This window comes from Eubacterium sp. CAG:156 (genome assembly GCF_000434315.1).
In the GTDB taxonomy this organism is placed as follows: domain Bacteria; phylum Bacillota; class Clostridia; order Lachnospirales; family Lachnospiraceae; genus Eubacterium_U; species Eubacterium_U album.
Genome location: NZ_FR878132.1, coordinates 21,111 through 41,167 on the forward strand (window position 1 = coordinate 21,111; position 20,057 = coordinate 41,167).

Consider the following 20,057-nt stretch of genomic DNA (forward strand, 5'->3'; position numbering starts at 1 on the left):
CATATCTAATAAATACAGTATTTTACCTCTTATTTTATATAGGTTATTATAGTTTACACATAAAAATAATACTGAGCTAACATTAAGCAGCTCAGTATTCGTACCTTTAGTTTTATAGCATTTTTTCTTTTTTTCTTTTTTCTATTCTTCTTGTTATTCTTTTTCCAATCTTTTCAATTATCATTGTTCCATATCTCATCATTGGTTCAGTAACAATTGCAAATACAACAAACAGCATAATGCATTTTGTTGACATTCCTCTAATTGCAAATAAATCACCTAAATATATGCTGCACAATAATAGTCCGATTATGCTTCCTCCCCATACGCACCAGCGAAGTGTGTTCATAGGTTTACTTATATTGTATAAAATCATAAATCCAACTATCGATAAAAGCATAGTGCATGCTGTAGATATATCCGTCTCGTTTACTTCAAATACCTGTCCAAATACAACCAGTGCTCCAACCACCAACACATCTGTAATTCCCGCCGGAAGTGCCTTTATTAAGACATTCGTCAGGAAACTACCCTGTATAATGTTTTTATTCGGTTGCAATGCTAAGAAGAATGCCGGAATTCCTATTGTAAACATACTGATAAGCGATACCTGGGATGGCTCTAACGGATAATTTATCATAAAGCACACTGAAAACAGTGATAGCAAAAATGAAAATATATTCTTTACTAAAAATAAACTTGCTGAACGCTCTATATTGTTTACAACTCTTCTTCCTTCTAATACAACTGAAGGCATTGATGCAAAATTTGAATCAAGCAATACTAATTGAGATGCCTGAGCCGCTGCATCACTTCCTGACGCCATAGCCACTGAGCAATCCGCATCTTTTAATGCAAGCACATCATTTACACCATCCCCTGTCATTGCAACAGTTCTTCCTGCTTTCTTTAGTGCCTGCACGAACTGTCTTTTCTGGTTTGGTGTAACTCGTCCAAATACTGTATATCTAAGCACTGCTTCCTGAATGTCTTCTTCACTCTCAAGCGTTGTTGCGTCTATATATTTTTCAGCATTTTCAATTCCTGCCTGTTGTGCTACCTGCGACACTGTAATAGGATTATCACCGGAAATTACTTTTATTTCAACACCCTGATTCGCAAAATAATTAAATGTTTCAGGTGCCTCTTCTCTTATTGGATTTGACAAAAATACAAGAGCAATAGGTACAACCTTTTCTGTCAGTTCTTTTCCATTTATTTCGCCATCATATTTTCCAAATACAAGTACTCTATATCCTTCACTACTGTAATTTTCTATTTCTTCTTTATATTTTTCATAGTCATCTCTAAGGACAAATTCCGGTGCGCCTAAAACATAATTTGCATCATCAAATGCTGCACCTGAATATTTAAATTCTGACGAAAATGAACTTATTGATACTGCCTTTTTTCCTGATGGAGAATTAAAATAATTCTTAATTGCTTCCATAGTTATATTATCACTTGACATTCCTGCCGCAAAATCACTAAGCATTTCTTTAATAGATGGCATATTTTCTTTATCATATCCGTCCATTGGAACTGTACCGTTAACTTCCATTGTATTTTCAGTTATAGTTCCTGTCTTATCTACACACAAAACATTTACCCTTGCTAAAGTTTCAATGCACTTCATATCATGCACAAGAACTTTTTTCGATGCAAGTCGCATTACACTTACAACTAATGCCACGCTTGCAAGCAAATACAAACCTTCCGGAATCATTCCTATAACTGCAGCTACCATAGAAGTAATGCTCTTGCTAAATGATGCTTTCGCAAATATAAACTGCTGTCCAAAAAGCAATACTCCAATCGGTATAATTATAATACCTACAACTCCTACTAATTTGTCTAAAACACGAATCATTTCTGACTGTTCTTCGTGGTTCATTGCCTTTGCTTCTAATGTAAGTTTTGATATATAGGAATCTTCGCCTACTCTATCAAGTCTTGCATAACACTCTCCTGAAACAACAAAGCTTCCTGACATTAATAGATCCCCCGGTTTCTTTGTTATTTCATCAGATTCACCTGTAAGTAATGATTCATTTGCTGAGACCTCACCTTCAACTACGATGGCATCAGCACATATCTGATTGCCTGCCTTAAAAAGTACAATATCATCAAGAACAAGTTCTTCTGCAGGAATCTCCCATTTTTGTCCGTCACGAACAACTACTGCCTTTGGTGCATTTAATACCGAAAGCTTGTCCAAAGTATTTTTTGCTCTTATTTCCTGAAAAATACCAATGCATGTATTAGCAATGATAACCGGTAAAAATGTAAGATTTCTAAAAGAACCTGCCACAATTAATAATACAGCAAGTACCGCAAATACTAAGTTAAAATACGTAAATACATTACTTTGTATTATTTCCTGTACAGATTTTGATGGTGGATCAACCGGTTCATTTGTCCAGCCATTTCTAGTATATTCTTCAACCTGTTGTCTGTTTAATCCATTATTAACGTCAGCCATGTATCTGTTAGTTTGCACACGTTCACGATGTTCTTTATTTTTTCTAAATTCTTTATCCTTCATATACGCTCCTAGATTATAATGCCATGTTCTAAAAATCTAAGCCCACATATATCTATTCATAAGTGGGTGAATGACTTTTGACGGATTGTAAGAGTTCGTAACACAGAACAATCCGTAAGCATCAAAGTCGTGTTTTTAACCTCGATATCATTTTATAACAATATTTTACCAATTTTTTTAGTTAATATCGTAAAGAATTTATTAAAATTATGTTACTTTTTTTAAATAATATGGTTGTAAGACTTAATATAGAATTATTAATGTAATAAAATAAATATAAACTACTACTTTTTTTACAGTGGCAATAGATACTTTCTTAATAAAAACTTTGATAAATTTTCTGCCTTATTCAAATATTCATCAACAAGATTTGGATTAACTTTATGAGCTTTCGCAAGACTTAACATACCTATAATTCCATTCATAGGAGTTCTTATTTCATAAGACATATTTGATAAGAAGTCTGTCTTTGCCTGACTTTCTTTTTCTGCACTTTTAAGTTTCTCATTAATCTTCTGCAATTCTTCATGATAAGATGTAATATCTTTAAATTTTAAATAAGAAATTTTTATATCTAATTCTTTGATTTTTTTGCAGAAGATTTTTATACACTTTCAATTTCTGAAGATTATTTATTTATCTTGATTTGACTTATAATTATACTGAACCTATGGGACGAATACGGCGCCCCGACCGCCTTTGCAGAGAGTATGAAGATAAAAATATTCCATACTCTTTTGTCCCTTATATTCAATACTTTTTTTAATCTCCATTTTCCATACTTTTATAAATGCCCATATACCTATACTACTTTAAATACCCTATATTCCATACTTCTTTAAATCAACTTTTCCATTTACTACTTCAACCCCATCGGCTTCAAGTAGTTTTGCCTGAGCTCCTTTTCCACCAAAAGCAAACTCTCCTGCCAATTCTCCTTTAGAATTAACTACACGAAAGCATGGAATATTGTCCGGATCAGGATTTTTGTGAAGTGCATTTCCTACTGCTCTTGCCATTTTAGGTTCGCCTGCCATTTCTGCAATTCTTCCGTAAGTTGCCACATGACCTTTTGGGATTTTCTTAACCGCCTCATAAATTCTTTTTGTCGGGCTGTCTGTGATAATATCATAACTTTCAGATATCATTCTCTTTATTTCTTTTTCGGGAACAGTTCCATCAAGAATTATTGTATTCCAATGTTCTTTATTTTGATGATATCCGGGAATTACAGATTTATAGGTTTCTCTCCAAAAATCTCTCCATTCAGGGTTAACTTTTATATTTAAGTTGATAAATCCATCTCTTTCATATATCCATAAAAATGCCTTCTTGCTTTTCTTTACTCTTACAAGCTGCCAGTTAGCATCTCTAAATGGTGTTTCTACATATGTATCTTTAAATGTCAAACCAAATTCTACTGCTTCCTGTCTTGTTCTCATTATCTTTTTCCTCTTTATGATTATTCTTAAACTTTTTCTTTTTTCTTCTAACTTCATTTTTATTTGCTATTTAACACTATAAAATTTTATATTATTCCACACTTTCAAAATTATTTCGTAAGAAAATGTTCTCTGTTAGGATACTTTTCTCTGTACGCTGCCAATGCGGCTTTTTGTAAAATAGAAAATTCTTTATCTAAATTAAATGCATGTGGAGTGGAAAATGCAATCGCACTTATTTGTTCAGCGATTTTTTTTGCTATTCCTTCATCTGATAACTGTCCCATTCCAAAAACTGCTGACGTAAATCCTCTTCCATTTTTACTTACTTCTATAAATTTAAAAAATACATTTTTAAGTTCCAAAAACAAAATTTCACGCTTTTCATCCTGTATTTCATCTGAATTCAATAAACATAAGCCATTAATTATTTCATACAACTGCTTTCTTTTGCTTCCACTAATATCTACAGAATTACCCTCAGATAAATATTTCATTTCCATGAGGTATCCAACAAATTTATCTTTTTTAGGTTTCCTTTTTCCATATCTTGCAATCCATAATTTTTCTCTAAATGAATCAAGTTCACTATTATCTTTATTATCATTTAATATTCTAAGTCTGTTGTCTGCATTTGTTTCATTATAAAATTCTTCTATCCATGTATTCTGCATATTTCCGTTTTTCTCCATATTTATTATCTACTTATAAAATCATCTACATTATTAATATCAACTTTTTTATATTGGGATACATAATATTTCCCACTATCCAAGTTGTGTTTTTTCAAATCATTTCCTTTAAAAATATCCACAACTAATTTTGCTATTTCCATAGACTGGTCTTCCTTATCGTTGTACACAGTCCCCTGCATTTGACCTTCTTTTACTGCAATTAATGCATCATTAAGTCCATCTATTCCACATATAATAGGCCATTCATCCTCGCCATAACCTGATTTTTTATAAGCTTCCACTGCACCAATCGCCATCTCATCATTATTTGAAATAATCATTTCTATATTGTTGCCATACTGATCTATTAGCTGTGTCGTTCTATTTTCTGCCTGTCCTCTGTTCCAATCAGCAAATTGGTAACTAAGTTTTTCTAAATTAATTCCATTATTAATAATTGTTTTTACTGAACAGTCTGTTCTGCTTATTGCATCCTGATGCCCGGCCTCACCCTCTAGCAAAACATATTGTATTTTTCCATCATTATTTTTATCTACATTTTTATTCGCTTTTATATAATCTGCTGCAATCTGTCCCTGCATTACTCCTGACTGTTCTGCATCACACCCAACATAATATAATTTGTTCCATTGCATCAAATCCTCTTTTACCGGTTCTCTGTTAAAGAAAATAATTGGAATATTATTCTGTCTTGCCAGTTTAATAATTTTACCCGGAGCTGTTCTGTCAACTAAATTAACACACATTATATCGCAACCTGCATCAATCATTTCCTCAACAACTTCATCCTGATCACGCTGACTATCATCTCCATTTTTTTCAGACACTATTATTCTAAAATTATCATTTTCCATTGACTTTAGATTATCTTTAAGTTCCTGTGTCATTGCATTTATGAATGGATCATCCTGCGTGTATGTTACAACACCTACCCTAAGTGTTTCATTAAAATTTTTTTCTTTTTTCTGACATCCTGTAAAATTGTAAATCAATACAAATGCCATTATTAAACTAACAATTCTTTTATTCATAAGAATACAAAAACCTTTCTATTTCATTAGAAAATAAATCATTTTGATAAAGTTCTTTTGAATCAACATCATAGCCTTTCATGGTGTAAAATGAATTATTAATTTTCTTACTTATTTCTTTTACACTATTGTATCCAATCTCATATCCATCAGGAATAATAAGACATTTTACATTGCCATGCTGAAGCAAATTTAATGATTTCATACTATTTCCAATACCATATATCTGCGCTCCGTTATATATTCCATTATCACTTTTTTCGCCTAAGTCATCTAAAGAATAATTATCCATAATAACTAAATAATCTACTTTATCCTTGCCATTTACAACATCACAAATATCCTGCTCCGTTTTACCATTATATGTCCAACCTATATCTATGTTAGTCCCTTCTATGGCATCACAAAATCCTTTATATTTGTCAATGGTTTCTTCTTTCGCATACTGGGCAAAAACAATGCCTGCTTTCTTATTTTCTTTTTCGCCTGAATCTGCTATCAGTCTTTTTCCTATCTCATATCCGATATTGTAGTGATTAGGTTTTATTACCGGATAGCCTGATTCACCACCATTCCCACTCATAAAAACATCTTCTGTAATTAACATGAATGGTATTTTGCCGCATACATTTTTTAATTGTGTTCTCGTATCGCTTCCTGGTGCAGGGCAAATAATAAACCCATCTATATTATTTTGCTTCTGCTCATTTATTAATTCGATTTCATCTTCTACTTCCTCAATATCATCTGTGTTACATATTATTAAATGTATTTCATTTGCCTTAGCTGAATCTTTTAGTCCTTTAATAAGTGCCTCCCAATTTTTATCTCCTGAATTTGGTATAATTACTGCCACTTTTTTTTCAGGAGTATTCTGGTCAAATATTTTAGTAATAAAAAATATTGCCATAACACAAAGTAATATTTCTGCAATAAGAAAGGCTATTTTATTTTTTTTCATTTTCAACCTTCCTTTCTACATTTTGTTTTTCTAAATTTGTGAGATTACTTTCATTATATGGAATTGCAGGTATATGAATTGTAACCTTTGTTCCTTCGTCAGCTTCACTTTCTACACTTAATCCATATTCATTGCCAAACATTAGCTTAATTCTTGAATGAACGTTTATGACACCAACTCCTGAACCATGTTTAGGTGTTTTATTATTATCCTTAAGAATATTTTCAACCTCTTCTTCTCTCATTCCCATTCCATTATCTTCAACGGTTATAAAGATTTCATTATCTATCTTTTTACCTCTGACAATTATTTCACCGTCATCATCTATATCCATATTTCCTACACCATAATATATAGCATTCTCTAACAATGGCTGAATAACAAGTTTCACAATACAATAGTCATTAATTTCATCATCTATTTCAAATCTGATTTTAAATCGTTCTTTATATCTTGCCATCTGTATATTCATATAGCTTCTGCTGTGTTGTATTTCATCAGATATTTTTATGATTGTTCTTCCTTTAGACAAACTTATACGCAATAACTTAGCAAGTTCTGATATCATAAACACAGCTTCTTTATTTTTATTTGCCTCAACCATCCATGTAATTGATTCGAGCGTATTGTATAAGAAATGCGGATTAATCTGACTTTGCAATGCATCCATTTCGCTTTTTCTTAGTTCAGTCTGCTGCCTGATTATTTCCTGCATTAACTCTTCTATCTGTTCATATGATTTTCGCACTGAATATCCTAAATGTCTTATTTCCGATGAACCACCTATATAAATATCATTTTTTCCACCTGCTTCATACGCCTTAACAGATTCATTCAGGTTAAGTATTGGTCTTGATATTTTTCTTGATATAATTCTGTTTACCTCAAGAAGCATCATCACTAAAATAATTACAGTCGTAATTATATAATACCTGAATTGCTTTATACTCACTGTCTGTACCTTGTCCGGAATTACACCTACTACCTTCCATCCTGTGTATGAAATACTGCTTATTATATAATTATTTTTATGTCCATTAAACTCTAATTCATGTATTCCTTCTTCACATTTTGCCATTTTATTATTATTTTCCTTAAAAATACCCCTGTCTATCTCAGTTATTCTAGGATGATAGATAATTTGTCCATCTGAATCGCATAAATAATAATAAATTCCATTTGAATCTTTATTGATTCTATCTAAAGTTTCTTCAATGATTGAATATTTCATATCCACCAGTAGTACTCCACTTACCGGCTTTTCCCCATCATTTACATCCACCGAACGGCTCAGCGACACAACCCGATAATATTTATAAGCACCATCTTCAAACAGATTCTGTATATGAGGAATAGAAAAATGAATATTTTCAATTTCACTTTTAGCCATACTAAACCAACTCTGACTTTTAACATCAACATTATCTTTTTCAGATGCTATAGGCTCTGATGCTATCAGATTTCCGGAATTGTCATATAGTGCCATACTTTGAATCTTATCTGAATTAATTTCATACAATAAACTAAACTGTCTGTTAAACTCCTGACTCGAAACATCATATTGCTGAACTATATTGTAATTTGCAGCATTTGAAATCTGTCTTATATTTAATAAGTCAGAGTCCATTTTATCTACTATACTGTCTATAATTCCCTGTGTACTTGATATTAAAGTTTCTTTATTTGAAATTTTAAATCTATTATAAATAAGCATTCCCATAACAATAGTTGTCACTATTGTTAACGTTGTAAAGACCGCCATGATAATAGATTGAATGTCTAATCTAATAAATTCGCCACGGTGAAACCAGCTTCGAAATCTTTTTATTTTTACATTTTTGCTTTCTTTTTTTTTAACTTTATTCAATCTTCCCATATTCCCTGTATATATTATGATGTTTGGGGCAAAAGCCCCGATTTTGATGACTACGGATTGTTTCATGCTACACGTTGTTTTATATTATTTATTTAATCTCTCATTTCTGTACTTTGATGGAGATACTCCGAATTTCTTCTTAAACACATAGCTAAAATAATTTGCATCTAAATATCCTACCTGCTCAGCTATTTTATAGCTTTTTTCATTTGTATCAAGTATCAATCCGGCTGCGATATCCATTCTGTAATCTGTAAGATATGTAACAAATGATTTACCTACTTCTTTCTTAAATACAGATGAAAAGTAAGAATTTGATACTCCCATTATAGAGCATACTTTATCCAGTGATAAATCAGGTTCCATATACCTGTCTGTTACTATATTTTGTGCATCATTAACCAAACTTCTGGATTTACTGTTTCGAACACTTTTTAATTTTTCACTTACTCCTAATGAACATTTAATAAGCCAGTTTTTCAAAGTGCTTTCGTCCATCTGAGGCACCCTTTCGTAAGGATTATTTATATCTCCTAAAAAGTCATTAAAATCTATAAAATTATTGGCACAAAATCTATAAAATGCCCCTACCATTTCCATAATCACTAAATTATACTGACTTACAGTATTTGCATTTTTATGTAATTTTTCAATTTCTTTACTAACCGCATCTTCTATTGATTTGTTGTCTCCTAAATATATCGCTTTAAACAAATCATGCATTTTAGAATCTTCTGACTGTAAAGTCATGTTCTGCTCGTTAGGTGCAATTTCTTCAATATTAATTGCCCTGTTTGTTCCATATAAAACTCTGTATGATACTGCTTCTCTTGCTCCTTCATAAGAATTGTTTATGTTTAATATGTTATCACATACTCTTCCTATACCTGCTGTAACAACAGCACCAATAACTCTGTTAACCCATTTGCAGAATTTATCACAAATATCCGTAAACTCTACCATTTTTTCTTTAGAGCTTAATTCAACAATTAGTACTGTATTCCCCAAATAAATAAATTCTTTGCAATTAAATTTTTTCGCAATTCTTTCCTTTATTTCTCTTTCTACAGACATTGATAATAGCAAGGGTTCCATATTTTCAGGAACATGATGTGTAGATGTATGGAAAACCACACAACAATAGAACGGGCCCTTTAAATCTATTTTATAGGAATCGACAAATTTTACATATTCTTCTTCATCAACTCTTCCTTCAATCAACGAAACAAACAAATTTGTCTGAAGAATTGGGAGTACATCATTAAAATAATTTTCAAGTTTTTGAACATTTAATTTTTCTTCTCTTTCCAAATCTAGTGAGTTTTTTACTCTCTTTAAACATTCAGTTAATTCGTCAGAATTTATCGGTTTTAACATATATTCTTCAACTTCAAGATGAACTGCCTCTTTTGCATATTCAAATTCGTCAAATCCGGTAAATATAATTATGTGAATATTTCTATAATCATCATTAAGCCTTTTGGACAACTCAAGTCCATCCATATATGGCATTTTAATATCTGTAATAACAACATCCGGTTGAGTTTTTTCGACAAGTTCTAATGCCTTTACTCCATTTGTTGCACTTCCGACAACTTCAAAGCCTAACTCATTCCACGCTATTTTTTGTTCAATAACATCAATAACTTCTGCCTCATCGTCAACCAGGATAACTTTATATTTATCCATAATACTTTCCTTATCTCACTCTAAATTTAATGCAATATTTTTCTCAGGCAATCTTCATATATTTAATAGAAAATCGACCTCTTTTAATTTTATTTTTTTCTTTTATCTTTTGTCAATTTATTATAACAAATAATCTATTCTAATAAAATATTTTATATAAAAGTCAACATTTTTGTTACGACAAAAGCCGTTCCCATTATCCTATAGATAATCAGAACGACTTTTTGAACGTATGATTAAAATATTTATTAACATGTCAGGATTGTGGGAGTTTGTATTATAAGAAACAATCCGTATGACATATTTTTCATTATTTTATTTCTTCTGTACATACTTGAGACAGTCAAGAGTAACTGCTGCAAGAATGATGATACCTTCGAAAATGAACTGAAGGTTTGTATCAATACCAAGGATTGTAAGTGAGTATGTAAGAGATGTAAATATAAGAACACCTGTTACAACACCTGAAATCTTACCAATACCACCTGTAAATGAAACACCACCTACTACGCAGGCTGCGATAGCATCCATATCCCATCCTTGTCCATAAGCTGCACTACCTGAACCAACCATTCTGTTACATTCAAGCCATGAACCAAATCCATAAAGGATACCTGCAAGAATGAAAGCTCCCATTGTTACTTTGAATACTGAAATACCTGAAACTGCTGCTGCTTCCGGGTTTCCACCTACTGCGAATAAATTCTTTCCAAAAGTTGTCTTATTCCAAATGAACCAAACAACTGCTATTGCAACTATTGCCCATAAAATAATTGTTGGGAATCCTCCAATCTGAGGAATAAATATATTTGGAATTGCTGCATCGATTGCACCAAATGAAACACCCTTTGTTGCGTAAGTTACAAGACCAAATATAATAAGCATGTTGGCCATAGTTGATATGAACGGATGCATTTTGAACTTAGCCATAAAGAATCCGGCTATCATTGCAAAACATGTTGTAAGGATTATACAAACAACTAAAGCTAAAATTGCTCTTGCGCTCGGAGCCATATTTGAAAAATCAAATATATGTCCAAATACGCCACCTGTGTTTATGCCGTTATGCATTATGATTGTTGATGCAACCATACCCATACCAACCATACGACCAACCGAGAGGTCAGTTCCTGTCAAAAGGATTAAGCCTGCAACACCGAGGGCAAGGAACATTCTAGGTGATGCCTGCTGTAAAATGTTAAGTATATTTGTGTATGTAAGGAGTTGAGTATTTTTAACAACCGGAGTAATTGCGCATAACCCAATAAATATCAAAATGATAACAATATACAAACCATTTTTATATAGGAACTGTGACAAGTTGAAAGTATATTTATAATTTTCAATTCGCTGCTCTGTTTTCTGAGCAAATGTATATTTTGATGTACGCAATAAATCAATTAAATGATACTTATGCATAAATGCATCATGTTTTCTATCTTTAATTTCCTGACACTTTGACTCGTGAGTCATTTTTGAATCATACAATTTATTTTTATATACATATTTTTCATCTTTAATTTCATCTGAATCAGACAATTTGCTTAAAGCATTTTCATGTTCTGTCTTCAATTCAGCGCAAGTCTTTTCATACTTGTTTTTTTCATCAATTTTTTCGCTTTCACAACTAGCTACTACTCTATTGTAATATTGGCTGTTGTAATTCTTTGAAAGATAATCTTCAGCCTGGGCAATAAGTTTTGATACCTTATCTTTATTTGAATTTTCAACTGCTTTTGCCTGTTCTAAAGCCTTCTTATCACTTTCAATAATTTTTGCTTTTTCTTCTTTAGTTAAATTTTTATTTTCTTTTACGATAGCAATATGATTCTTTAAACTTCTGACTTTATCAGAACCATCTGCGCGTAATTCGTCAATCTGACTTTGTATTTTACCTACATATTCATCTATCGGCTTAAGAAGTTTTTCTTCTTCCTCAGCTGAAAGAATAACGCCTTTTTCTGCCATATCAAATACTCCTCTCTTCTACAAATATTTAGCACTAAGTCTTAATAATTCTTCCTGATTTGTTTCTTTTGTATTAACTATTCCTGCAAGATGTCCGTTAGACATAACACCAATACGATTTGTAATTCCTAAAATCTCAGGCATTTCAGATGAAACAACTATTATTGTTTTTCCCTGCTTTGCCATGTTAATTATCAGTTCATAAATTTCGTATTTTGCACCAACATCAATACCTCTTGTAGGGTCATCCATCATAAATACATTTGGTGAACGTTCAAGCCATTTACCAAATATGGCTTTCTGCTGATTTCCTCCTGAAAGATTTGAAATCATATCATCAGGTCCCATACATTTAGTATGCATTACCTTTATTTCTTCTGCAGTTGCACGAACCATATCATCCTTTGACAATGCAATGCCTCTCTTGTAATGGTTCATATTTGCAATCGTTGTATTAAATGTAATGTCACCCTTAAGGAAAAGACCATTCGCTTTTCTTTCTTCTGTTATCAAAGCAAATCCATGATCCATGGCATCTTTAGGCGATGAAAAATTCATTATCTTTCCATCATAAATTACATTACCGGCTGCTCTTGTTCTCATACCAAATATAGTTTCAAGGAGTTCTGTTCGACCGGCTCCTACTAATCCATAAAATCCAAATATTTCACCTTTTCTTATGTCAAATGAAATATTTTGAAGTTTCGGTGCATACTTAGTAGACAAGTTTTCAACTGAGAAAATTACTTCTCCCGGTTCATTATCTACAGGTGGGAATCTGTTATCAAGAGAACGACCAACCATTGCTGATATAAGTTCATTCATGTTTGTATCTTTACTGTCCTTTGTCATTACCAGACTTCCATCTCGTAAAACTGAAATTTGATCACATATTTCAAATATTTCATCCATCTTATGTGAAATATATATTAATGAAATTCCCTGACTCTTTAACTGTCTCATCATTTTAAACAGCTTTTCTACTTCAGGTGCTGTTAATGATGATGTTGGTTCGTCAAGTACTATTACTTTCGAGTTATATGATATAGCCTTTGCAATTTCACACATCTGTCTCTGTGATACAGACATTTTCTTCATTGGCTGTGTCATATTAACTGTAATTCCTAATTTTCTAAATAAATCGGAAGCTTCTTTTTTCATTCTACCTTCGTCAACCACGCCTAATGAGTTCTTAGGATATCTGCCTAAAAACAGGTTGTCAACAACGCTTCTTTCGAGACACTGATTAAGTTCCTGATGAACCATAGCAACTCCATTTTCAAGTGCGTCTTTAGGTCCGGAAAAATTAACTTCCCTGCCATCTAATATTATAGTTCCTTCGTCCTTTTGGTAAGTTCCGAAGAGACACTTCATCATTGTCGATTTGCCTGCTCCATTTTCACCCATAAGGCCCATTATTGATCCCGGTTTAACATTTAAATTAATATGTTTCAGAACCTTATTTCGGCCGAATGATTTACTCATGCCATTAATCGACAAGATGTATTCATTCTTATCTTCCACCATATCTACACTTCCTCTTTCTTTTTTAAAGAAGGGAGGCTTTATCTGCCACCCTTCTTATTAAATTATCCAAACTTACAATTCTATTTTGAAAGAATTGATGTATACGAAGCTGCATTATCTGTTTTAACCATGTTAATTGCAAATGCGTCATATTCGCTTGGGTTACCTAAACGGTTAGTAATATTTGATTCTGTCTGTCCGTCACCACCGATGTAATCTACTTTAAGGTTAAGAAGATCATCGTATTTTTCAAGTAATGGCTGATATGTTGAACTAAGGAAGTTATCTGATGCATTGTAAATGTTAAGCCATACTTTCTTTTCTGCGCTCTTGCCTGAATCAAGCTGATTTGAAACTTTGTCATAAATCTTTGTTGAATCTGTAAAGTCTTTATAGTTATCTGCTGTTACAGCAACGTTTAATGCGTAATATGATCTTTCTTCTTCACTGTATCTGTAATCTTCATCCTTTGTGAGGCAGTTACCTGCATCATCAGGTGTTCCTATACCTGTATCAATATCTACACCATCAAGTGCGTTACGAAGAACTCTAAGTGTAAGATATGCCTGAACGTCTGCATGCTGTGAAATTGTTCCGCCGTATCCTTCTGCTATAGCTGCTACTGCATCACTATTTGCATCGTATCCAAATGTTGGAACCTTGTTATCTTTAGCCCATGCATTAAACATTGACATTCCCATACCATCGTTATTTGAAACAACTACATCAATCTGCTTTCCGAATGAAGCTGTCCATGTTCCAATTGCATTTCCTGCTGTTGCTGCATCCCATGTTGCTCCTGCTGAGTTCTTCATTTCCTGTGATGCTAATTCTCTGATTGTGTATGTCTTTCCGTTAACCTCTAAAGTTGCATCCTTTACAGCCTTTGATGTTCCATCAACATTTGTTCCTGCTGGTGATGAATCAACGCTTCCATCTTTTTCAATTGCAGTTCCAAGTGCTGAACGAACACCACATGTACGAGCGATTGAATCGTTATGTCCGATATCTCCGATTGCAAGAACATAACCGATTACTCCATCTCCGTTTCTATCAATTGTATCGATGTTCTTCTTAATGTAATCAAGTACCATCTGTCCCTGAAGTTCTGCACCCTGGTTAGCATCAAATCCTACATAATATGTATCTTTGTTGAAATTAAGTGCTGTTGTGTCAAGTTCACCTGTTGAACTGTTTGATGGCTGACGGTTAAACCAGCATAATGGTTTATCCTTATTTGCCACTGAACTTGCTGAACCTGAGCTGCTTGAGCCTCCGCCAGATGTTCCACAACCTACCATTGATACTCCGAGCACTGCGGCTACTAAAACTGTTAATAATTTTGACTTTCTCATTAAACATTCCTCCTATTTGTTAATATTGTTGTTTTTTTCCCTGTCTCATTGACTAAATTTATTATAAATTTTATAGTCTTTGAAAAAAATAGAATATTTTTAGATAAATTATCAAAATTTTACTGTTTTTTAATGATTTTTATAGATATTTTTACTAAAATCGTTTTTATTATTGATGGGAGTTTTATGTTATATCACTCAAAAAGGTGCAAATCAATAACTGATTTGCACCTCTTGAAACTATAAATATATTATATTTTAGGATTTTTTCTTAATTATAATAATTAGCAAAATCTACTTTTTCTTCCTGTTAAATATTTTTCTTACCCATGGAATATCCCCTGCCCCTAAAGTACTTCCTGGTCCGCAATACGGACACCTCATTCGTCCTATGTCAGGATTCCATGCATATCTCCTTTTGCATCTTGTACATATTTTATACATCGGTACAATAGTCATATACATCATCTCCATTTGTTATATCAGGCAAAACTTCTCTTATGCCTGTTAAACTTGGCAATCAATAGTTACCTGTTCTGTTCTCATTTTAGTGCTCCTATTCCTTATGCTTTATTACATTTATTAAAATTATTTCTCTGCATTATGTCCGTTTCTTCAAGATTTTTATATTTTTTTAAGCAGCCATATCCTTTTATTACACAATTAAAAATACCTCCTATCCGCTTACTGTATTTGCTATTAAATACAAATAAACATATAGAAGGTATTTTCTAAACACTTTATGAACAAATTTAATTCGGCATAATTACTATGCTAGTATGCATTTAATCGAAATTTATTTTTCCTGAATTTCTTTTCCACTCATACGCTCTATTTCTATTTCAAAAAACTACAATAATTTTTGTTACTTAATTATATATTTCGTACCTCTTCCTTTACCTTCGACCGTTACAATTCCCTTTTGACTCAAATCTTTCAATATCTGTATTGTCTTTGATTTGCCAAATGAAACATACGGAGTAATTTCGCTAATCGGTTTAAGAACTGTCTTGCTTAAAATTTTATATACTGTTCTTTCATCTTCCGTCAAATTCATATTTTCTTCAAAAACAGGAAGCATAATCTTAATTGTATTTTCTGACACTTCAAAATCCGGCTTTCTTAGTCCAGCTTCATATAATTGCTTTATTCTTGTAATTCCGGTTCCAAAAATCTCAACAAATCCAAGTCTATAAAATACATTTGCAAGATTTCTATTTCTTAGAACAGAAAGTTTACCTGACAAATATTCTTCTTCCGTTATCCCTGATGGTAATCCTCCCGGAGAAATAATCTCTATTCTATCATCAAACATCAATACTCTGATTTGTGACTCCACATCCCATACTCTATGAATTAGTGCATTTGCAATTGCTTCTCTAAAAGCTGCTTCCGGAATTTTTTCTATGTTTTTTCGTTCTGCCCCTTGTATTACTTCATATCTATAATAATCTCTGAATACATCCAGTGTCTTATCATACACATCTAAAACAGATATATTATCAAACGTTGCTCTTTTTTGAATAATACTTATATTTTGACCGAACTTAACAATATCAATTCCCGGAAAATGGTTGTTATCTGCCAAGAGTCCCGCTGCATTATTATACCCATTATTATCATCATATAGATTCAATGTTTTTAATGTATCCTTGTTAAAATTATTAATTTGAATGTTTTCTTTTAGCTTTTGATTTAGAATTTCAAACGTTAACATTTGCTCTTTGCACGGCAATTCTTCAAATCTTATATTTTTTCCTTCTAAAATAAGTCTTGAAAACTCTAATGTATCTACTTCTATAGTTGCAGTATCATTTCTTTTATATGCTTTCGATTTATATAAATACGGCTTTTGTACTCCACCTTTTACCGTAAGCTTTATTGTATTATCGCTTTGTATTTCAAGTGTATAGTCTGGTTGAGGCGAAATGCTATCATTAATTTTATTTTCTATGTCCAAACAAGATTGCCTTACATTAGGCATCCCCTTAACATTACCGTTATCGTCTATCCCGAAAAAAATCTCGCCTCCATCATAATTTGAAAAGGCACTAACAGTTTTTAAAAATGTATTTGTAATTGTTTCTTTAAATTCTAATTTTTTTGTTTCATGCATACTACTTGTATCCTTTCCATTTTTATTTATTATATGTAAAAACGCACAAAAAATCAAACGTAAAAAAATACGTTTGATTTTTCGTGCGTTTTTGATTGTTATTCAGAGTCACTGCGTACATAAAATGTAGCTCTTCCGTTTCCTTTTTTTATAAGAACCCCTTCTTCTACTAATTGTTTTAAAGCTAACTCTACTGATTTTTTTCCGTATATTTATATAAATCACGATGTAACTGCAAAATATAATTTGCTCTTATTGGAATGTACTCATAATTCTCATGAATCGTGTTCAGGACATCTCTATATCCAAGAATTTCTTCCTCATCACGATTTTTCGGAGTTGTCTTTTCCTCACATAACTGCCTTAATCTTGTACTTGTAGTCCGTATTCCTTCAATTGCATTCGATGCCTCTGTACTCTGTCGCTTTGCTATTTCAATAAGTTTATCTAACTCTTCCGGTTTCTGCTTAAGATATATTTCCTGTCTTCCCTTATATTCATGAATCTGTGCAACAAGTGAAATTATTTCACTATCCCATTTTTTTCTTTCAACGATGAATAATCAAATTTTCTCATAATCCATCTCCTAATTTGTTATTCATCTCCTAAATTACATTGCATTTTAGGAGATAATTCAATTATTAGGACATAAAATCCTTATATATAGCATTCCTTTTTTTAGAAGGTATATTCTATTTTTTAGAATAATACATAATCACATATTCCTATTTAATTGCCTCGTTCCATTCACTTTCCTTAAAACCTGTTAACACTGTATTTTCTCCAACTATAAGCGGACGCTTCACAAGCATGCCATTAGTTGCTAATAATTGTAACTGCTTATCTTCACTCATTGTAGGCAACTTATCTTTAAGTTTCATCTCTTTATATAGTAATCCGCTGGTATTAAAAAATCTTTTAATTGGCAAACCACTTTTATTAAACCATTCTTTTAATTCATCATATGTTGGATTGTTTTCCACTATATGACGCTCTGTGTATTCCACATTATGTTCGTCCAACCACTTTTTAGCCTTTTTGCAAGTTGAACATTTTGGATAACATATAAATAACATTTTTTTCACCATCCTTTATTAATTTCTTTTAAATATTCTATAAATTTCTTAACTGCCGAATTCAATGTTTTTCTATCCTTCATTGCCAATGTAATCTAGCTTATTTTGCCGATTTTATTATTAATGTCTGCATAATTTATAAAAATTGCACTATATAAACCGGCATTCCAACAGATACCTATAACAAGTGACTGTATATTTCTAAATCTTCGTTCTTAAATACATTAAATATTACCTTTTTGATTCTGTCATCTTTTTTCAAAAATTGCATTACTGTTTCCGTAGCAATTTCAGCAGCCCTCTGCTGTGGGAATCTAAAGACTCCTGTGGACAAGCAACAAAATGCTATTGATTCCACACCTGTATCAGCAGCAAGTTTTAAACATTCTTTATAACAACTTGCAAGCAAATTTTCATCTTCTTGGGTAACTTTCCATTGTATAATAGGTCCCACTGTGTGAAGAACATATTTTGCCGGAAGGTTGTATCCTGATGTAATCTTTGCTTTTCCAGTTTCCTCTTCATGCCCCTGCTTTGCCATAATCTCATACATTTTCAAACGAAGCTCTACTCCTGCATAAGTATGAATAAAATTATCAATACAGGCATGCATAGGTGAAAAGCATCCAAGCATCTGTGAGTTGCAAGCATTTACGATTGCGTCACATTTCAAAGTAGTAATATCTCCCTGCCAGATATATAATCTTGAATCGGATTTCACAGGTGTAAGAGTTGCAACATCTGTGATACCACGCTCTATATTTCTTTCAGTAAGATACTCATCCTGTATTTCCAAAAATTCATGACTTATTGGTCTTGGTGGTCTAACATTCATAAGTGAGCGCAACAAATTCTCCTGTCCCTGCTTATCCGCGGGAATACTCTGTCTACCAAACCTTATTTCTTCTTTCAATAGATACTTAATCAAATATTCTCTTCGCTCATTCTGGTTCATAATACCTGTCCCCTTATATCTGTAATTGCCTTTGCCATATCACCGCCGATACCGATTGCGCGCTTTCCGAAACTTTCCGGTACGACTGCTTCATCCATCTTTCTAAACAGTTCTTCCGCATCATATGTCTTTGGATGACATCCTCTCTGGCATTGTATTTTACCATAATCTCCCTGTGTTGCAAATATTCTGTTTTCATCAAACCCTGCTTTATAAAACTGATGGTCCACATTGATAGTCAGTACAAAATACTCCTTGCTTTTCACAATATCATAAAGTTCGGTATAAAGCGGCAATGCCGGAGGAGCAAAGCTTTCCATCCTGCTCGAAACAAAACATAAATGGACGACATTTTGCCTTTCCATCTCTTCCAACTGTTGCTAAATACTGAACCGGGTTTTTCTGTAAAAATTCTACTACTTTCTGCATTTTATAGTACCTCCTTAAATTATATAAATTGTTTTTACAAAGCTTATATAATGTGCAAAATATCATATACAGCCGGACAAATTTGTAATAAAATATATTTATATAAGCCAAACGTGAAACGATGAATTTTATACAGAGGAAAGTCTTTTTTCCTTCAACAATATTTTATTTATGGAAAGGAACGGTGAATATATGAAAAAAACATCTTTAAAATTACTGCTATTTAGCTTTTGTATGAGTTTTATTATGATAATTCCTACAAATGTAAATGCAGAAGAAATCATTCCGGTCAATATATCTGTAAAATATGGCCAGACAGAAGCCCGAAGAATCTTAGATATGATTAATGAACTGAGAACCAGTCCTACTGACGCATGGGCTTGGGATAAAAC

At 32.4% G+C, this 20,057-nt stretch carries 16 protein-coding genes and 2 pseudogenes; 1 reads left to right on the forward strand and 17 read right to left on the reverse strand.

The genetic code is table 11. The features are described from left to right. Positions 1 to 112 precede the first annotated feature (112 nt). From ABMA45_RS01410 to ABMA45_RS01490, 17 genes and pseudogenes are all read right to left on the reverse strand, one after another. Positions 113 to 2,545, reverse strand: a complete 2,433-nt coding sequence (locus ABMA45_RS01410) for a cation-translocating P-type ATPase (protein WP_022088098.1) — start codon at positions 2,543 to 2,545, stop codon at positions 113 to 115. A 293-nt stretch (positions 2,546 to 2,838) separates the two neighbouring features. Further along, complete coding sequence (locus ABMA45_RS01415; protein WP_022088099.1) at positions 2,839 to 3,066, reverse strand: sensor histidine kinase; 228 nt, start codon at positions 3,064 to 3,066, stop codon at positions 2,839 to 2,841. A 300-nt stretch (positions 3,067 to 3,366) separates the two neighbouring features. Beyond that, positions 3,367 to 3,987 (reverse strand): methylated-DNA--[protein]-cysteine S-methyltransferase, encoded by a 621-nt coding sequence (locus ABMA45_RS01420; RefSeq protein ID WP_022088100.1) that lies wholly within the window; start codon positions 3,985 to 3,987, stop codon positions 3,367 to 3,369. A 110-nt stretch (positions 3,988 to 4,097) separates the two neighbouring features. Further along, on the reverse strand, positions 4,098 to 4,661 hold the full coding sequence (locus ABMA45_RS01425; protein ID WP_022088101.1) for a DUF6553 family protein: 564 nt from the start codon (positions 4,659 to 4,661) through the stop codon (positions 4,098 to 4,100). A gap of 23 nt (positions 4,662 to 4,684) precedes the next feature. After that, a complete protein-coding gene (locus tag ABMA45_RS01430; protein ID WP_022088102.1) occupies positions 4,685 to 5,713 on the reverse strand; it encodes a galactose ABC transporter substrate-binding protein in 1,029 nt (342 codons plus the stop codon). After that, positions 5,706 to 6,674, reverse strand: a complete 969-nt coding sequence (locus ABMA45_RS01435; protein ID WP_022088103.1) for a substrate-binding domain-containing protein — start codon at positions 6,672 to 6,674, stop codon at positions 5,706 to 5,708. The genes ABMA45_RS01430 and ABMA45_RS01435 overlap by 8 nt, the downstream gene beginning before the upstream one ends. Further along, positions 6,661 to 8,550 (reverse strand): cache domain-containing sensor histidine kinase, encoded by a 1,890-nt coding sequence (locus tag ABMA45_RS01440; RefSeq protein WP_117910730.1) that lies wholly within the window; start codon positions 8,548 to 8,550, stop codon positions 6,661 to 6,663. Before ABMA45_RS01440 ends, ABMA45_RS01435 begins: the two co-directional genes overlap by 14 nt. A gap of 84 nt (positions 8,551 to 8,634) precedes the next feature. Continuing rightward, on the reverse strand, positions 8,635 to 10,239 hold the full coding sequence (locus ABMA45_RS01445) for a response regulator (RefSeq protein WP_022088105.1): 1,605 nt from the start codon (positions 10,237 to 10,239) through the stop codon (positions 8,635 to 8,637). Between the two features lie 315 nt (positions 10,240 to 10,554). Beyond that, positions 10,555 to 12,207 carry a galactose/methyl galactoside ABC transporter permease MglC gene (locus ABMA45_RS01450; protein WP_022088106.1) on the reverse strand — a complete coding sequence of 551 codons (1,653 nt, stop codon included), beginning with the start codon at positions 12,205 to 12,207 and terminating at the stop codon, positions 10,555 to 10,557. A gap of 18 nt (positions 12,208 to 12,225) precedes the next feature. Continuing rightward, positions 12,226 to 13,734 (reverse strand): sugar ABC transporter ATP-binding protein, encoded by a 1,509-nt coding sequence (locus ABMA45_RS01455; protein ID WP_022088107.1) that lies wholly within the window; start codon positions 13,732 to 13,734, stop codon positions 12,226 to 12,228. Between the two features lie 80 nt (positions 13,735 to 13,814). After that, on the reverse strand, positions 13,815 to 15,089 hold the full coding sequence (locus tag ABMA45_RS01460; RefSeq protein WP_022088108.1) for a substrate-binding domain-containing protein: 1,275 nt from the start codon (positions 15,087 to 15,089) through the stop codon (positions 13,815 to 13,817). 294 nt (positions 15,090 to 15,383) lie between these two features. Continuing rightward, entirely contained in the window at positions 15,384 to 15,548 is a 165-nt protein-coding gene (locus tag ABMA45_RS01465) for a hypothetical protein (RefSeq protein ID WP_022088109.1), read from the reverse strand. A 406-nt stretch (positions 15,549 to 15,954) separates the two neighbouring features. Continuing rightward, the gene (locus ABMA45_RS01470) at positions 15,955 to 17,205 is read right to left on the reverse strand and encodes an ATP-binding protein (RefSeq protein ID WP_022088110.1); all 1,251 of its coding nucleotides are present in this window, start codon (positions 17,203 to 17,205) and stop codon (positions 15,955 to 15,957) included. Between the two features lie 725 nt (positions 17,206 to 17,930). After that, entirely contained in the window at positions 17,931 to 18,281 is a 351-nt protein-coding gene (locus tag ABMA45_RS01475; protein WP_022088111.1) for an arsenate reductase family protein, read from the reverse strand. A gap of 178 nt (positions 18,282 to 18,459) precedes the next feature. Continuing rightward, positions 18,460 to 19,236 carry a protein-ADP-ribose hydrolase gene (locus ABMA45_RS01480; protein ID WP_022088112.1) on the reverse strand — a complete coding sequence of 259 codons (777 nt, stop codon included), beginning with the start codon at positions 19,234 to 19,236 and terminating at the stop codon, positions 18,460 to 18,462. Further along, a pseudogene (locus ABMA45_RS01485) lies at positions 19,233 to 19,541 on the reverse strand (hypothetical protein); the annotation flags it as partial. The pseudogene ABMA45_RS01485 and the gene ABMA45_RS01480, both read right to left, overlap by 4 nt. Before the next feature lie 4 nt (positions 19,542 to 19,545). After that, a pseudogene (locus ABMA45_RS01490) lies at positions 19,546 to 19,665 on the reverse strand (pyridoxamine 5'-phosphate oxidase family protein); the annotation flags it as partial. A 192-nt stretch (positions 19,666 to 19,857) separates the two neighbouring features. Between ABMA45_RS01490 and ABMA45_RS01495 the strand changes: the two are divergent. Then, on the forward strand, positions 19,858 to 20,057 hold a 200-nt coding region (locus tag ABMA45_RS01495), incomplete at its 3' end, for a hypothetical protein (RefSeq protein ID WP_348029892.1).

Coding starts and splice junctions, on each gene's coding strand:
- ABMA45_RS01430 (WP_022088102.1), bottom strand. CDS start 5,713: ATGAATAAAAGAATTGTTAGTTTAATAATGGCATTTGTATTGATTTAC.
- ABMA45_RS01425 (WP_022088101.1), bottom strand. CDS start 4,661: ATGCAGAATACATGGATAGAAGAATTTTATAATGAAACAAATGCAGAC.
- ABMA45_RS01410 (WP_022088098.1), bottom strand. CDS start 2,545: ATGAAGGATAAAGAATTTAGAAAAAATAAAGAACATCGTGAACGTGTG.
- ABMA45_RS01445 (WP_022088105.1), bottom strand. CDS start 10,239: ATGGATAAATATAAAGTTATCCTGGTTGACGATGAGGCAGAAGTTATT.
- ABMA45_RS01440 (WP_117910730.1), bottom strand. CDS start 8,550: ATGGGAAGATTGAATAAAGTTAAAAAAAAAGAAAGCAAAAATGTAAAA.
- ABMA45_RS01455 (WP_022088107.1), bottom strand. CDS start 13,734: ATGGTGGAAGATAAGAATGAATACATCTTGTCGATTAATGGCATGAGT.
- ABMA45_RS01420 (WP_022088100.1), bottom strand. CDS start 3,987: ATGAGAACAAGACAGGAAGCAGTAGAATTTGGTTTGACATTTAAAGAT.
- ABMA45_RS01480 (WP_022088112.1), bottom strand. CDS start 19,236: ATGAACCAGAATGAGCGAAGAGAATATTTGATTAAGTATCTATTGAAA.
- ABMA45_RS01435 (WP_022088103.1), bottom strand. CDS start 6,674: ATGAAAAAAAATAAAATAGCCTTTCTTATTGCAGAAATATTACTTTGT.
- ABMA45_RS01470 (WP_022088110.1), bottom strand. CDS start 17,205: ATGCATGAAACAAAAAAATTAGAATTTAAAGAAACAATTACAAATACA.
- ABMA45_RS01465 (WP_022088109.1), bottom strand. CDS start 15,548: ATGACTATTGTACCGATGTATAAAATATGTACAAGATGCAAAAGGAGA.
- ABMA45_RS01450 (WP_022088106.1), bottom strand. CDS start 12,207: ATGGCAGAAAAAGGCGTTATTCTTTCAGCTGAGGAAGAAGAAAAACTT.
- ABMA45_RS01475 (WP_022088111.1), bottom strand. CDS start 18,281: ATGTTATTTATATGTTATCCAAAATGTTCAACTTGCAAAAAGGCTAAA.
- ABMA45_RS01460 (WP_022088108.1), bottom strand. CDS start 15,089: ATGAGAAAGTCAAAATTATTAACAGTTTTAGTAGCCGCAGTGCTCGGA.